Origin of the sequence: Pseudomonas sp. HT11 (genome assembly GCF_044875395.1) — a bacterium.
Classification (GTDB): Bacteria; Pseudomonadota; Gammaproteobacteria; order Pseudomonadales; family Pseudomonadaceae; genus Aquipseudomonas.
In genome coordinates this window covers 3,368,196-3,382,447 of sequence record NZ_CP173217.1, presented here as the reverse complement: position 1 = coordinate 3,382,447, position 14,252 = coordinate 3,368,196, and the positions used below count along the sequence as shown (strand labels likewise).

The 14,252-nt window shown below is 59.8% G+C and carries 11 protein-coding genes; 5 read left to right on the top strand and 6 right to left on the bottom strand.

Annotated elements, in window-relative coordinates; genetic code table 11:
- Positions 1–35: 35 nt before the first annotated feature.
- The 3 genes from ABWL43_RS15605 to ABWL43_RS15595 form a co-directional block, all read right to left on the bottom strand.
- The gene (locus ABWL43_RS15605) at positions 36–191 is read right to left on the bottom strand and encodes a hypothetical protein (protein WP_178119684.1); all 156 of its coding nucleotides are present in this window, start codon (positions 189–191) and stop codon (positions 36–38) included.
- 102 nt (positions 192–293) lie between these two features.
- Entirely contained in the window at positions 294–1,109 is an 816-nt protein-coding gene (locus ABWL43_RS15600) for a suppressor of fused domain protein (RefSeq protein WP_404483038.1), read from the bottom strand.
- Between the two features lie 28 nt (positions 1,110–1,137).
- Positions 1,138–1,770 carry a TetR family transcriptional regulator gene (locus ABWL43_RS15595; protein ID WP_404483037.1) on the bottom strand — a complete coding sequence of 211 codons (633 nt, stop codon included), beginning with the start codon at positions 1,768–1,770 and terminating at the stop codon, positions 1,138–1,140.
- A gap of 111 nt (positions 1,771–1,881) precedes the next feature.
- Here ABWL43_RS15595 and ABWL43_RS15590 point away from each other — a divergent pair, with 111 nt between their 5' ends.
- From ABWL43_RS15590 to ABWL43_RS15580, 3 genes are read left to right on the top strand one after another with little or no spacing between them, the layout of a single operon-like run.
- Entirely contained in the window at positions 1,882–2,538 is a 657-nt protein-coding gene (locus tag ABWL43_RS15590) for an O-methyltransferase (RefSeq protein WP_404483036.1), read from the top strand.
- 13 nt (positions 2,539–2,551) lie between these two features.
- Positions 2,552–3,382, top strand: coding sequence for an SDR family oxidoreductase (locus tag ABWL43_RS15585; protein WP_404483035.1), 831 nt, complete (start codon positions 2,552–2,554; stop codon positions 3,380–3,382).
- 47 nt (positions 3,383–3,429) lie between these two features.
- Entirely contained in the window at positions 3,430–4,602 is a 1,173-nt protein-coding gene (locus tag ABWL43_RS15580) for an arabinose transporter (protein WP_404483033.1), read from the top strand.
- On the opposite strand, the gene ABWL43_RS15575 is transcribed toward ABWL43_RS15580, so the two are convergent.
- The gene (locus tag ABWL43_RS15575) at positions 4,589–5,209 is read right to left on the bottom strand and encodes a LysE family translocator (RefSeq protein WP_404483032.1); all 621 of its coding nucleotides are present in this window, start codon (positions 5,207–5,209) and stop codon (positions 4,589–4,591) included. The two genes, ABWL43_RS15580 and ABWL43_RS15575, sit on opposite strands and share 14 nt — an antisense overlap.
- Positions 5,210–5,688: 479 nt before the next feature.
- Here ABWL43_RS15575 and ABWL43_RS15570 point away from each other — a divergent pair, with 479 nt between their 5' ends.
- Both ABWL43_RS15570 and ABWL43_RS15565 read left to right on the top strand, forming a co-directional pair.
- Positions 5,689–9,192 (top strand): AAA domain-containing protein, encoded by a 3,504-nt coding sequence (locus ABWL43_RS15570; protein ID WP_404483031.1) that lies wholly within the window; start codon positions 5,689–5,691, stop codon positions 9,190–9,192.
- 155 nt (positions 9,193–9,347) lie between these two features.
- Entirely contained in the window at positions 9,348–11,546 is a 2,199-nt protein-coding gene (locus ABWL43_RS15565) for an OsmC domain/YcaO domain-containing protein (RefSeq protein ID WP_145161088.1), read from the top strand.
- A 127-nt stretch (positions 11,547–11,673) separates the two neighbouring features.
- Here ABWL43_RS15565 and ABWL43_RS15560 read toward each other — a convergent pair whose 3' ends face one another.
- Both ABWL43_RS15560 and ABWL43_RS15555 read right to left on the bottom strand, forming a co-directional pair.
- On the bottom strand, positions 11,674–12,840 hold the full coding sequence (locus ABWL43_RS15560; RefSeq protein ID WP_145161086.1) for a cystathionine gamma-synthase: 1,167 nt from the start codon (positions 12,838–12,840) through the stop codon (positions 11,674–11,676).
- Complete coding sequence (locus tag ABWL43_RS15555; RefSeq protein WP_119740089.1) at positions 12,837–14,213, bottom strand: cystathionine beta-synthase; 1,377 nt, start codon at positions 14,211–14,213, stop codon at positions 12,837–12,839. The genes ABWL43_RS15560 and ABWL43_RS15555 overlap by 4 nt, the downstream gene beginning before the upstream one ends.
- Between the last annotated feature and the right edge of the window lie 39 nt (positions 14,214–14,252).

Below are 14,252 nucleotides of genomic sequence, written 5' to 3'. Positions count from 1 at the left end.
TGAAAAATGAATGCCGGTTAGGCGTTTCAACTTGATCAGAGGCGTGCATCGGGCGGACGCGCATGACGGCAATGCCACAGCGCCCAGAAGGCCAGGATGATATTGAACAGCGGGTTTTCGCAGGGACGCGCCTGCGCCTTCGGGAAGCAAGGTTGCAGGTGGCGAGAGAACACACGCAATAGCGAAATCATGGTTGCCGATGCTCCCACCACGCGCAGGTGCGTTAAATCGCCGTTTGTGTACCTTCAGTTATGGCTTCGTTAAACAATCGGCGCGGCGGCGCAACGCCCCCCTCATACCACGCTTTCGCGATACAAGGCGCTGGTATGCCCTACGCCAGCGGCGTTCAAGCGCGCCACCAGGTCCTCTCGAGCCGCACGCCCACCTGTACGCACATACTCAAGCTCCGACGCGGTAATCAACACCACCGGCACCAGTCGCACCGGCGACAGCGGCATGTCTTCAAGGCGGGTAGGGAAGTCGGGTTGCGGCCCACCGAGCAGCACGCCGGTGGCGTCGTCTTCGGTGACGAACAGCTTGGGCACTTGATCGCTCATTTGATGTGACAGGCTGAACCCAGGCAGTTCCAAAGACAGTACGCCGTGAGTGTCCAACTGGTGGGTAATGCCGCCCGCGTTGGCCACGGTCTTGGCGACGTGTTCGAGCAGTTCGAACGCCCAACTGCGGCGCAAAGGGTCGACATCACCCGGCTCGCCACGGGCGTCGTCGGGAATATCCGGCGTTTCCAGGAACAATTCCATCTCAAACCCATTGCCCAGGCCTTCTGCATCGTCGAAGGGATCGGACAGGCCTTCGGTGGCGAGGACGATGGATTTATCACGGCGCACCACACGGTACGCCTGGCGGGTGGAGGGCCAATGAGGACCGCCGGTAAAGCTTGGGCTGATCATGTACGTCAGCACGTCCTGTTCCACGCTCCCCACGGTCTGCCAGTGACGGTCCAGGCATTCACCGCTGGCAAGGCGCGCTGCGATATTGGCTGCATCTGCTGCAGTTTCAACCGGCTCGACAGGTTCAGTCGGCGCGGGCAGGGCCGCTTCGGCGTCGGTTTTTTTGGCAGTACCGAACAACTTCTTGAAGAAGTTCATGGGCATTCCTTTGCTGGAGATGAGTGCTTTACAGCTGATTGAGTGCGTTTACATAGGCGCGAAACATATCAGCCATTCCATCGGCGTAAACAGATATTTCTGCCGCCGTACGTGGGCTGCCGGAAAAATCCTTACCCACCGAACTGAGCGTGGTCAGGATCAAATCGCAGGCCAGCGCGCGGCTTTCACTAGGCACGTCGGGCAGCAGCTCAAGCATGAACGTCTCGAAGGCGCGCTGACCTGCCGCGCGCACTTCCACGGCTTCGGGCGCGTCGCGGTACAGCGGCGCGGCGTCGCTCAGGGCGACGCGCATCTGCGCTTCTTCGCATTCGGAATGGATAAACGCATGCACCAGGGTGCGCAGGCGCTCAAGCGGCGCAACGTCGGTTTTATCCAGAATGTCGCGCAGCATCTGCGTGGTCTGCTGCCACTCATCGCTCTGCAGTCGGAACAGGATGGCCGCCTTGTTGGGGAAGTACTGGTACACCGAACCGACACTCACACCGGCCTTTTCTGCCACCCGCGCGGTGGTGAAACGCGTGGCGCCTTCCTTGGCCAAAACCTGAATAGCCGCTTCCAGGATCGCCGCCACCAACTCGGTGGAACGCGCCTGTTGTGGCTGTTTGCGTGAGGAAATACGGGCGGTCTGGCGGGTTGTCATCTGGGGCTCCAGCAGCGGGGCTAACGCGAATAGCGAATGCGACGAATCACTCGCATACTTTTAATGCGACGAATTAGTCGCATCTTAGTCCCAGCCTCACGGAAATCAATCATGTCGACCCTGACCACCGCGCCAATGGCGCCCCTGATCGAACGCCTCTACGCACAAGCCAACGCGGCCACCAGCCCACTGATCAACAGCGTTTCGCGTGAAGAACGCGACCGTCTGATGCACAGCAAAACCGACTACCTCGCGCTCTACACGATGCTCAAAGACCTGTGGCTGCCGGTCTCCCGCGACACCGGCACCTTGCTGTACCTGTTGGCGCGCAGCACCAAGGCGCAGGCTATCGTGGAGTTTGGGACGTCGTTTGGCCTGTCCACCTTGTTCCTGGCCGCCGCGTTGCGCGACAACGGTGGCGGCGTGTTGATTGGCAGCGAGTTCGAGCCCTCGAAGATCGCCCTGGCACGCGAGCATTTCATTCAGGGCGGGGTGAGTGACCTGATTGAAATCCGCGAAGGCGATGCCTTGGTGACGTTGGCCACAGACCTGCCGGAAGCGGTCGACCTGCTGCTGCTCGATGGCGCCAAGAGCCTGTATGACGACGTGCTGAACCTGGTGGAAAAACACCTGCGGCCCGGCGCGCTGGTGATAGCCGACAATACCGACTATTGCCCGCATTACCTGGCGCACGTACGCGAGCCTGCGAACGGCTATCTGTCCGTGCCCTTTGCCGATGACATCGAACTCTCGATCCGCTTGCGCTAACAGGAGTCACCTCATGCATGTATTTGTCACGGGAGCCACCGGCTGGGTGGGCTCCGAAGTGGTCAAGGACCTGATCGGCGCCGGCTACCTGGTCACCGGTTTGGCCCGCAGCGATGACAAGGCCCAGGCACTGGCGGCCACCGGCGCGAAAGTGCTGCGCGGCTCCCTGGATGACCTGGATGTTTTGCGCCGTGCGGCGTGGGGCGCGGACGCGGTCATCCATACCGCGTTCAACCATGACTTCACACGGTTCATCGAAAACTGCGCGCAGGACCGTCGCGTGATCGAGGCGCTGGAAAGTGTGCTCAAAGGTTCGGACACGCCGCTGATCGTGACCTCAGGCTTGTCGGGCCTGGCGCGCGGCGCGCTGGAGAGTGACTTGCCGAACGCCGGCGCCCCGCGCCAATCCGAACCCGCCGCGCGGCTGTTGGCTGAGCGGGGCATACAGGCGGCAACCGTGCGGCTGGCGCCGTCGGTGCATGGGGTGGGCGACCATGGTTTTCTGCCGATTTTGATTCGGCTGGCGCGGCAGACGGGCGTGTCGGCCTATATTGGCGACGGCGAGAATTGCTGGTCTGGCGTATACCGCACCGACGCGGCGCGGGTCTACCGCTTGGCGCTGGAGGAGGGCGTCAGCCAAGCCGTGTACCACGCGGTGGCGGACGAGGCCGTGCCATTTAAAGCTATCGCTGAAGTGATCGGGCGTCGCCTCGGTGTGCCGGTGGAAGCTCGGCCGCGTGAGCATTTCGGCTGGTTCGCGATGATGCCGGGGCTGACATGGCCGTTTCCAGCGCGCGCACCCGCGACCTGCTGGGCTGGGTGCCCAGCGGCCCGGACTTGCTGACAGACCTCGATCAAAGCGATTACTTCACCCTCTGACAGGCGGTTTTCATGAATCAAAATGTCGTGCTGAAACTGCTGCCGATCACCCTGGCGGTGTTCGTCGGTTTCCTGATCATCGGCCTGCAGTTGCCGGTACTACCGCTGCACCTGAACCACACGCTGGGCATGAGCACCTTGGTGGTCGGTATGGTGGTCGGTGCGCAGTTCGCCGCGGCGTTGCTGTCACGGGCCTGGGCCGGCAATTTTGCCGATATGCGTGGGCCCAAGCGCGCGATGTTGATTGGCATGCTGGTGGCGGCCAGTTCCGGCGTGCTGTACTTGGCGTCGCTGGCGTTTGTCGACACACCAGCGCTGTCAGTCTGGGTGCTGCTCGCCGGGCGCGTGGTGCTGGCCTTGGGTGAAAGCCTGATCATCACCGGCTCGATGGGCTGGGGCATGGGCCTGGTCGGGCCGCAAAACGCCGGCAAGGTCATGGCCTGGATCGGCATTGCGATCTATGCCGCATTTGCGCTCGGGGCACCGTTGGGCGTGGCGATCAATAGCCAGTGGGGGTTCAGTGGAATCAGTATCGCGACCCTGCTGTTGCCGCTGTGCGCCTTTGCCATCGTTGCGGGGGCCAAGGGCGTTGCGCCCACCAGCCAGCGGCGCACCTCGTTTTACAAAGTGCTGGGCACAGTGTGGTTGCCGGGCCTGGGGCTGGCGTTTTCCAGCATCGGTTTTGGGCTGATCACAGCGTTTATTGCGCTGCTGTTTGCGTCCAAGAACTGGGACAACGCGTCGTTCGCCTTCACCGCGTTTGGCCTGGCATTTATTGGCGCGCGAATCTTCTTCGGGCACCTGCCGGACAAGCTCGGTGGCGCAGTCGTCGCGTTGGTCTGTGTGCTGATCGAAGCGGCGGGGCAGTTGTTGATCTGGGGCGCAGGCTCACCGCTGATGGCGTACCTGGGTGCAGCACTGACCGGCTTCGGTTACTCGTTGGCGTTCCCGGGGTTTGGTGTCGAGGCGATCAAGCGTGCGCCCCCGCAAACGCGCGGGCTGGCCATGGGTGCCTATGTAGCCTTCCTCGATATTGCGTTAGGGATCAGCAGCCCGTTGGCCGGCGCTTTGGCCGGCGCCGCCGGGGTAGGGTCGGTGTACCTGGCCGGCGCCGTGGCGGTGGCGATGTCGGCGGTGGTGGCGTGGGTGTTGTTGGCTAAACAGCCGGCACTCAGCGCTTGCTGAACGCCAGGCGCGCGGCAAATACAACAAAGATCAAGCCAGTGGTGCGGTCCATCCACTGGATGACCTGTTCTCGGCGCAGGAAGCCAGACAGGGACCGGGTGGCGCCAATCAACGCCAACGACCATGCCAGCCCCAACGCCACGTGAATGCTTACCAGGCCGAACGTCCAGGCAATCAACGAATGGCCTTGGGGAATGAACTGCGGCAGGAACGACACGTAGAAAATCCCCACCTTGGGGTTCAGCACATTGCCCAACATGCCCTTGAGAAACCAGTTGCCGCCGGGCCTGGCGTCAGCGTTGGCCGACGACAGTGAACGGCGCGGGCGCAGCAGCATGTTCACGCCCAACCAGGCCAGGTAAGCGGCGCCGCAGTACTTGAGCAGGTTGAACGCCACCTCCGACACTGCAATCAACGCGCCCAGCCCAAAAGCCACGGCCGCGCCCCACACCAGGCAGCCCGCGTTGATGCCGAAGGCAGCGTGCAGCGCCTGGCGCTTGCCTTCTACCGTGGCGGTGCGCAGCACCAAAGCGGTGTCGAGCCCCGGCGTGAGCGTCAGCACAGTGGCGGCGAAGGTGAAGGCGAGGAGGTTGTCAGTGATGGACATGGGCTTTTCCGTTCAAGTAAGGCGTCAGATCCAATCCGGCCAGATATTCAAGGAGGCCAACGCTGACCTCGATTACCGCGTCGCAAAACTCTTTATTGCCGCGCCAGCGTAATGTGGGTCGGGGTCCAGCATAGCTTCGAATCAGCGCCAATACCGGATTTGCCCAAGGCGCTGGCCTAGGACTGCGCGTTGTCGACAAAGACGCAAGACTCGAAAGCGGCGTAAGTGGTTAGCCTTTAACGCCGGATTTCAGTTGGGTCAGCGCCGTCGCAACGGCGTGGTATGGACCGCTTGGCCAAGGATGAGCACTGATGATGAGGTGGATGGCATAATCCTTATCCTCGATGCCCAGGCACCTTGGACTTTCTTATCTCAACACCTGTGGTGATTAGTCATCCGCGTGTCGAAACGCTACTCTCGGCGCCCATTACCCATCCACCGACCGTCACAGTGAGTGACGGCCTTCATGAATCAGGACGATGAACGACTATTCTTCCAAGCTCGCAAATTATTGGCGTAATTCACTGGCCGATGCCGAAAACGGCAATGGCGCCTTATCGCCGAGCCAAGTCAAAACCTATACTGCTTTGCCCATTGACGCGTTAGCCAAGGGCTGTGTACCTGATGAGCAGCTCAGCTTGTTGTTTGCGGGCGAGCCTGCCCAACAGCTGCACGTTGAAGTCACCCTGCGCCCCTTTGTGTACAAGTCGCGCCTGGAACACCGTCAGGCGCGCAATGGTTTACCCGCGTGGATCACTCCAGTTCTGTGCCGCGTATCAGTGACCCGCGATGGGCATATTTATCCGACTGCACAGGCGCTGGTGCCTCGCGACATCCTTGATCCATTGGATCGCGATAATTTCACCATCGGTGCTCAGTTCGACCTGGACACGTTTCTGTCAGCAGAACAAGCGCCACAGCTGGATCTGCCTGCGGCCGGTAGCGAGCTTAGTGCCGATCAATATCAAGAAAAGTGGATCAGCTATCTACGGTTCTGCAAGAAGATGTTCCACACGGTTTCCGACGGTTGGAATGGGGTCGATGATGGTTTTGATCCGGTCAATTATTGTTTTATTTTCAAGGAACAAAAGGCAGAAGGTTTTAGCCGCAATATCGTCGCGCTCTATGATCATCTGCGAGAGGCAAAACCCACGGCGCCCTTGTTTGATCGTTTCGCTCAACGTGAACCCACACCAGACGAACCCTGTTTACCCACCAATAGCCTGTTCGCCAGGCGGCTAGGGCATGCCGGTGACGAATACGCGTTAGCACCCGCCCAACGCGATAGCCTGGCGCACCTGCTTTGCGGCGAGAGCGGTGATGTGTTGGCCGTTAACGGGCCTCCTGGAACCGGTAAAACCACATTGCTCTTGTCCGTTGTTGCCTCGCTCTGGGCCAAGGCTGCGGTAGACGGTGATGAGCCGCCAGTGATTGTCGCCAGTTCTACGAACAACCAGGCTGTCACCAACATCATCAAGGCGTTCGGTAAAGATTTCTCAGAGGGCACCGGCCCCTTTGCGGGACGCTGGCTACCCGACATCAAGAGCTTCGGGGCGTACTTCCCCAAGTCCTCGGCAGAAGCGGAAATGGCCCGCACCTATCAAACCAAAAGCTTTTTCCAGGAACTTGAGTCACAGGCCTATCTTGATAAAGCGCAGCAAGCTTATCTTGGCAAAGCCGCCATCGCATTTGCAGGTGAGCCGGTTCCTACCGTCAAGAATACAGTGAGTAAACTTCAGGCAGAGATACGAACGCGTCAGCACCAGCTCGCCGAGATTGAGAAAGGGTGGGCAACATTGGTGGCTGTCCGCAACGCTGTTCAACGGCTGCTGGGGAATGATCCACAGGCGGGGATCGCACGTCTTGAAGCCCAACTCACGAACCACGCCGAACAGCTTGCCAAAGCGCAAGCCCGCCTCAAGGATTTCAAGCATTACCTGGCTCATGAACCATTGATCTACTCGCTGTTTAGCTGGTTCGGTCCAGTCGCGGCTAAACGTCTTCGACTGGCGAAGTTGCGAGTTGATGAAGCTGATACCGCGCTGCAGGCAGCCGCCGATGTCAGCTCGATCGAACGTCAGTTGACCGCCGTTGTTGCTCTGGCCGCCCAGGCGTTGAAACCACTTGAAACGCAACTGGCGCAGGTCCGCGAGTTGATGCAGAGCGTGCAACGTGAGGTGTCGAATTGGCAGACGGTCATCGCGGTATTACCGAAGGCTGCTGGCAAAGCGGCCGCACAGGTGACATTTGATGATTGCGACAGTTGGGCGGATACCTCTTTGCGTTTCGAGATCTTCTTGCTCACTACGCATTACTGGGAAGGACGTTGGTTGATGGAAGTCGCTGACGAATTGCCAGACATTCTTAAAAGCCGTGGCAAAAAGGGTCGCAAGACCTTGGAGAGGAACTGGCGGCGCTGGATGAAGCTGACACCGTGCGTCGTGGCTACGTTTTTCAGGCTACCAGCAGAACTGCACTGCAAGCGCCACGATGGCAACGGTTTTGTTGATGATTACGCATTGAATTTTGTCGATTTGCTGATCGTCGACGAGGCTGGTCAGGTCTTGCCTGAGGTCGCAGCGCCATCATTCGCATTGGCAAAGCAGGGGTTGGTCATTGGTGATACTCAGCAAATTGAACCTATTTGGTCGATTCCCGCTGCTGTCGACATCGGCAACCTGATCAGCGCGGGCCTGTTGTCTCGGGACAAGGTGGATGATGACTACGCTGCCTTCTGCGACAGCGGACGCAGTGCCGCCAACGGCAGTGTCATGTCAATTGCGCAGTCGACCAGCCGTTACCATTACGATCGCGACCTCGCCCGGGGTATGTACTTGTATGAACACCGTCGTTGCTATGACTCGATCATCGATTACTGCAATGCCCTTTGCTACAAAGGCAAGTTAGAACCGCGCCGGGGTGCAAAACCGCACGGTGGCTTGCCTGGGCTCGGCTATCTGCACATTGATGGCAGGTGCCAGCAGAAACAGGGCGGTAGCCGTCACAACCTGCTCGAAGCGCAGACGATTGCCGCGTGGATTAAGGCTAATGAACAGGAACTCACACAACGCTACAAGAAGGAACTGTGGGAGATTCTGGGTGTGATAACCCCCTTCGGCGCACAGACTCAGTCGATCATCGAGGCGTGCTCAGCGTTGGGTATCCGTACCGGCAAAGGCGACGGTGAAGTCACCATCGGCACTGTTCACTCCTTTCAGGGGGCAGAACGGCCAGTGGTGATTTTTTCGGCGGTTTACTCCAAACATGCCGATGGTCCTTTTATAGACCGAAGGGACAGCATGCTGAACGTTGCTGTTTCGCGGGCTAAAGATAGCTTCCTGGTGTTCGGTGATATGGACTTGTTCACCCAGGTGTCCGCCAGCAAACCGCGCGGACGCTTGGCCCTCTACCTGCTCAGTGACGCGGCGAATGAGCTGAAGTTTGATTTCCAGCCTAGGGTCGATTTGCTCACTACGCGCACCGGATTGAGCCATTTGCATGAGTTTGCCGAACATGATCGGTTCCTGTTGCGTACCTTGGAGATGGCCCGCCACCAGGTTCAGATAGTGACGCCGTGGGTTAAGTTACACAGGATGCATGAAAGCGGTGCTTTGGACGTCATGGGCGGGACGGTGAAGCGTGGTGTCGAAGTAACGGTCTATACCGACTTGCGCTTCAATACTGATATCAAGCGTGGTAAGCCCGATGGTGATACAGGCAAAGTAGCAGAATTCAAGGAGGCCATAGCTGCTTTGAAATCCCGTGATGTGCAGGTTCGTGTGGTCAACAAGGTGCATAGCAAGATTGTCATGGCCGATGAAGAATTGCTGTGTGTCGGGTCGTTCAATTGGCTGAGCGCGGATCGTTCGGGTGATTACATACACCATGAGACGTCCATGGTTTATAGAGGGCCCGATGTGCGAGACGAACTCATCGTTAACCGAACGAGCCTTGCGCAGCGCCTGAGTCCGCGAGCGTTATAGCCTGATGCATCGCTACGTCAGCTGAGGGCTGCAAGCAGCTGACGCAGCGATGCAAAGAGGCACCGATCGGCAGCCAATTCGGAAAACCCTGAGACTTCCCGGCGAAAATCTTCATAATGGCGGCCAATTTGTTTAGCTCGTTCTGGTGTGCCCGCATGGAAATTAAGGTCAACTTTCTCGACAACCTTCGGCTTGAAGCCAAGTTCGATGACTTCACGGTGATTGCCGACCAACCCATTCGCTATAAAGGCGATGGTTCGGCCCCGGGTCCGTTCGATTACTTCCTGGCTTCGTCGGCGTTGTGTGCGGCGTACTTTGTGAAGCTGTACTGCGAAACACGCAATATCCCTACCGAAAATATTCGCCTGTCGCAGAACAACATCGTTGATCCGGAAAACCGCTACAACCAGATCTTCAAGATCCAGGTCGAGTTGCCGGCGGATATCTCCGACAAGGACCGCCAGGGCATCCTGCGCTCCATCGACCGTTGCACCGTGAAGAAAGTCGTGCAGGCCGGGCCCGAGTTCGTGATTGAAGAGGTGGACAACCTCGACGCCGATGCCCAGGCGTTGCTGATGCCTGGCGCTAGTTCTGAGGCGGGCACCTACATTGCTGGCAAAGACCTGCCGCTGGAGCAGACCATCGCCAACATGTCCGGCATTCTCGCGGGCCTGGGCATGAAGATTGAAATCGCCTCGTGGCGCAATATCGTGCCTAACGTCTGGTCGCTGCATATCCGCGACGCCCACTCGCCGATGTGCTTTACCAACGGCAAGGGCGCGACCAAAGAGGGCGCACTGGCGTCGGCGTTGGGCGAGTTTATCGAGCGGCTTAACTGCAACTTTTTCTACAACGACCAGTTCTGGGGTGAGGAACTGGCCAACGCGCCGTTCGTGCATTACCCGGATGAGCGCTGGTTCCAGCCGGGCCGCAAAGACGAGTTGCCGCCTGAAATCCTCGACGCCTACTGCCTGAAAATCTACAACCGCGATGGCGAGCTGCGTGGCTCGCACCTGTTCGACACCAATTCGGGCAATGAAGAACGCGGCATTGTTTCGCTGCCGTTCGTGCGTCAGTCCGATGGCGAGGTGGTGTACTTCCCGTCCAACCTGATCGAAAACCTTTACCTCAGCAACGGCATGAGCGCGGGCAATACCCTGGCCGAAGCGCAGGTGCAGTGCCTGTCGGAGATTTTCGAGCGCGCGGTCAAGCGCGAAATCATTGAAGGTGAATTCGCCCTGCCGGACGTACCGGCTGAAGTGCTCGCCAAATACCCGGGAATTCTTGCCGGTATTCAAGGCCTGGAAGCCCAGGGCTTCCCGGTACTGGTCAAGGACGCGTCACTGGGCGGTGAATTCCCGGTGATGTGCGTGACCTTGATGAACCCGCGCACCGGCGGCGTATTTGCCTCGTTCGGCGCCCACCCGAGCCTGGAAGTGGCGCTGGAACGCAGCCTCACCGAATTGCTTCAGGGCCGCAGCTTCGAAGGCTTGAACGACCTGCCGCAGCCGACCTTTGAAGGCCACGCGGTCACCGAACCGAACAACTTCGTCGAGCACTTTATCGACTCCAGCGGCGTGGTCTCGTGGCGCTTCTTCAGTGCCCAGTCGGACTACGAGTTCGTTGAATGGGATTTCTCGGGCCAGGGCGAAGACTCGAATGCTCAGGAAGCCGCGACCCTGTTCGGCATTCTCGAAGGCATGGGCAAAGAGTCCTACATGGCGGTGTACGAACACCTCGGCGCAACCGCCTGCCGCATCCTGGTGCCGGACTACTCGGAAATTTATCCGGTGGACGACCTGATCTGGGACAACACCAACAAGGCGCTGTTTTTCCGGGCCGACATCCTCAACCTGCACAGCCTCAGCGATGACGAGCTCAAAGCACTGGCTGAGCGCCTGGTGGAAAGCGAGCTGGACGATTACACCGACATCACCACCTTGATCGGCATCGAGTTCGACGACAACACCGCGTGGGGCCAACTGACCATTCTGGAGTTGAAGCTGCTGATCTACCTCGCCTTGCAGCAATATGAGGAGGCGAAAGAGTGCGTGGAGATGTTCCTGCAGTACAACGACAACACCGTTGATCGCGGCCTGTTCTATCAGGCGGTGAACGCGGTGTTGGAGATGCACTTGGACGAGGACCTGGAACTCGCGGATTACGAGGCCAACTTCCGCCGCATGTTCGGCAATGAGCGCATGGACGCGGTGATCGGCTCGGTCAACGGCACGCTGCGTTTTTATGGCCTGACGCCGACCAGCATGAAGCTGGAAGGGCTGGATCGGCATTTGCGCTTGATCGACAGCTACAAAAAGCTGCACGCAGCGCGTGCGAATATCACCTCAGCCTGACGCTTAAACCCTGTGGGAGCGGGCTTGCCCGCGATGCAGACACCTCGGTGCTTCAGATGTACCGAGGTGATGCTATCGCAGGCAAGCCAGCTCCCACAGGTGGGGCGTTATTGTTTGGGTGATTGGGTTAGATCAGAGCCAATGCCTGCGCCAGGTCGGCCCGCAGGTCTTCGACGTCCTCAACGCCCACCGACAAGCGCACCAAACCATCGCCAATGCCCAGTTGCGCCCGCGTTGCTGCCGGGATGCTGGCGTGGGTCATGATCGCCGGGTGTTCGATCAGGCTTTCAACGCCGCCCAGGCTTTCGGCCAAGGCAAAGATCTTCACGTTTTCCAGAAAGCGTGTGGCGCCGGCCAGGTCACTGTTCAAATCCACCGAAATCATCCCGCCAAACCCGCGCATCTGCTTGCGTGCCAGTGCGTGCTGGGGATGCGAGGCCAGGCCTGGGTAATAAACCCGTGAAACTTGCGGCTGTTGTTCCAGCCAGGTAGCCAACTCCAGGGCATTGCTGCAATGACGCTCCATGCGCAGCGCCAGGGTTTTCACGCCGCGCAGCGTCAGGAAGGCATCGAACGGGCCGGCAATCGCGCCGACCGAGTTCTGCAGGAAGCCCAGGCGCTCGGCGAGCTCCGGGTTGTGGCCGACAATGGCGATGCCGCCGATCACGTCGGAGTGGCCGTTGAGGTATTTGGTGGTGGAGTGCACCACGATGTCGAAACCCAGCTCCAGCGGGCGCTGGATCCATGGGCTGGCAAAGGTGTTGTCGGCCACGCAGATGATGCCGCGGTCGCGGCAGATTCGCGCGATGGCACTCAAGTCAGTGAGGCTGAGCAGCGGGTTGCTCGGGGTCTCGACCCAGACCATGCGTGTGTCGTCTTGCAACGACGCTTCGAACGCTTGCAAGTCGCTCAAGTCGACAAAGCTGAAACGGTGCCCGGCGCTGCGCTGGCGCACCTTGTCGAACAGGCGGAAGGTGCCGCCGTACAGGTCGTTGCCGGAGACGATATGCGCACCCGCATCGAGCAGTTCCAGCACGGTGGAAATCGCCGCCAGCCCGGAGGCAAAGGCAAACGCCTGGCTGCCGCCTTCAAGGTCGGCCACGCAGCGCTCCAGGGCAAAGCGCGTGGGGTTGTGGGAACGACCATAGTCAAAGCCCTTGTGCACGCCGGGGCTGTCTTGCAGATAAGTGGAGTTGGCATAGATCGGCGGCATCAGCGCTCCCGTGGTCGGGTCGGGTGATTGCCCAGCGTGGATCACGCGAGTGGCAAAGGCGCTTTTATCGGGCTGACTCATGCAAGGGATCTCCGTAGGTGATTAAGCAGGTCGACGCGGGTGATCAGGCCATAAAAACCTGAGGCGTCAGCAATGATGGCAACCAGGCCGCGATCAAGTTCCGCCTGCAGTTCGGCCAGGCTGGCACTCGGGGCCAGGGTTTGCAAAGTGTCGGTCATGGCGCTGGCAACGATCATGGAGAAGTCGGCGGCGTCATGGTGCAACCCCAGCAGGATGTCGGACTCGTCGATCACGCCAACCAGTTCGCGGCCTTCGACCAGCACCGGCAGTTGCGAGACATCGGCCAGGCGCATGCGCTGGAAGGCCGTGAGCAGGGTATCGTCGGGGCTCACGCTGATCACGCGGCCGTCTTCGAAGCGGCGGGCGATCAGATCGCGCAGGTCGCCGTAGTGTTTGTACTGGAGCAGGCCCGCGTCGTTCATCCATTGATCGTTGTAGACCTTGGACAGGTACCGCGTGCCCGTGTCGCAGACGAAGGTGACCACGCGTTTGGGCTCGGTCTGCTCGCGGCAATAACGCAGCGCTGCAGCGAGCAGGGTGCCGGTTGACGAACCGCCGAGAATACCTTCGGCTTTGAGCAGTTGGCGGGCGTGGTCGAAGCTTTCTTCATCGCTGATGGAATAGGCGTGGCGCACGCTGGAGAGGTCGGCGATCGAGGGGATGAAGTCTTCGCCGATGCCTTCCACGGCCCACGACCCCGGCGTTTCCATCCTGCCGCTGCGGCTGTATTCAGCCATCACCGAACCCACCGGATCGGCCAGCACCATGGCCAGTTCCGGCTGTACGCGTTTGAAGAAGCGGGTCAGGCCGGTGAGGGTGCCGGCCGAGCCGACGCCCACCACGATCGCGTCCACGTCATGCTGGGTTTGCGCCCAGATTTCCGGCGCGGTGCTGGTTTCGTGCGCCAGCGGGTTAGCCGGGTTGTTGAACTGGTCGGCAAAAAATGACCCGGGAATGTCCTTGGCCAGGCGCGCAGCCACGTCCTGGTAATACTCGGGATGGCCCTTGCCGACGTCGGAGCGGGTGATATGCACCTCGGCGCCCATGGCCTTCAAGTGCAGGACTTTTTCGGTGGACATCTTGTCGGGCACCACCAGCACCACGCGGTAGCCCTTGGCCCGGCCGACCAGCGCAAGCCCCAGGCCGGTGTTGCCGGCGGTGGCTTCGATGATGGTACCGCCGGGGCGCAGGCGGCCGTCGCGTTCGGCGGCGTCGATCATTGCCAGGCCGATGCGGTCCTTGATGGAACCACCGGGGTTTTGGCATTCAAGCTTGAGGAACAGCGTGCACAGGCCGGTATCAAATCGGCTGACCTTGACCAGCGGCGTGTTGCCGATCAGTTCGAGTACGGCGGGGCGGGAAAGCGTGGGCATGTCGTCACCTGGTACGGAAGAGGCGTAGGGGAGGGACAG

Coding starts and splice junctions, on each gene's coding strand:
- ABWL43_RS15605 (WP_178119684.1), bottom strand. CDS start 191: ATGATTTCGCTATTGCGTGTGTTCTCTCGCCACCTGCAACCTTGCTTC.
- ABWL43_RS15600 (WP_404483038.1), bottom strand. CDS start 1,109: ATGAACTTCTTCAAGAAGTTGTTCGGTACTGCCAAAAAAACCGACGCC.
- ABWL43_RS15595 (WP_404483037.1), bottom strand. CDS start 1,770: ATGACAACCCGCCAGACCGCCCGTATTTCCTCACGCAAACAGCCACAA.
- ABWL43_RS15590 (WP_404483036.1), top strand. CDS start 1,882: ATGTCGACCCTGACCACCGCGCCAATGGCGCCCCTGATCGAACGCCTC.
- ABWL43_RS15585 (WP_404483035.1), top strand. CDS start 2,552: ATGCATGTATTTGTCACGGGAGCCACCGGCTGGGTGGGCTCCGAAGTG.
- ABWL43_RS15580 (WP_404483033.1), top strand. CDS start 3,430: ATGAATCAAAATGTCGTGCTGAAACTGCTGCCGATCACCCTGGCGGTG.
- ABWL43_RS15575 (WP_404483032.1), bottom strand. CDS start 5,209: ATGTCCATCACTGACAACCTCCTCGCCTTCACCTTCGCCGCCACTGTG.
- ABWL43_RS15570 (WP_404483031.1), top strand. CDS start 5,689: ATGAACGACTATTCTTCCAAGCTCGCAAATTATTGGCGTAATTCACTG.
- ABWL43_RS15565 (WP_145161088.1), top strand. CDS start 9,348: ATGGAAATTAAGGTCAACTTTCTCGACAACCTTCGGCTTGAAGCCAAG.
- ABWL43_RS15560 (WP_145161086.1), bottom strand. CDS start 12,840: ATGAGTCAGCCCGATAAAAGCGCCTTTGCCACTCGCGTGATCCACGCT.
- ABWL43_RS15555 (WP_119740089.1), bottom strand. CDS start 14,213: ATGCCCACGCTTTCCCGCCCCGCCGTACTCGAACTGATCGGCAACACG.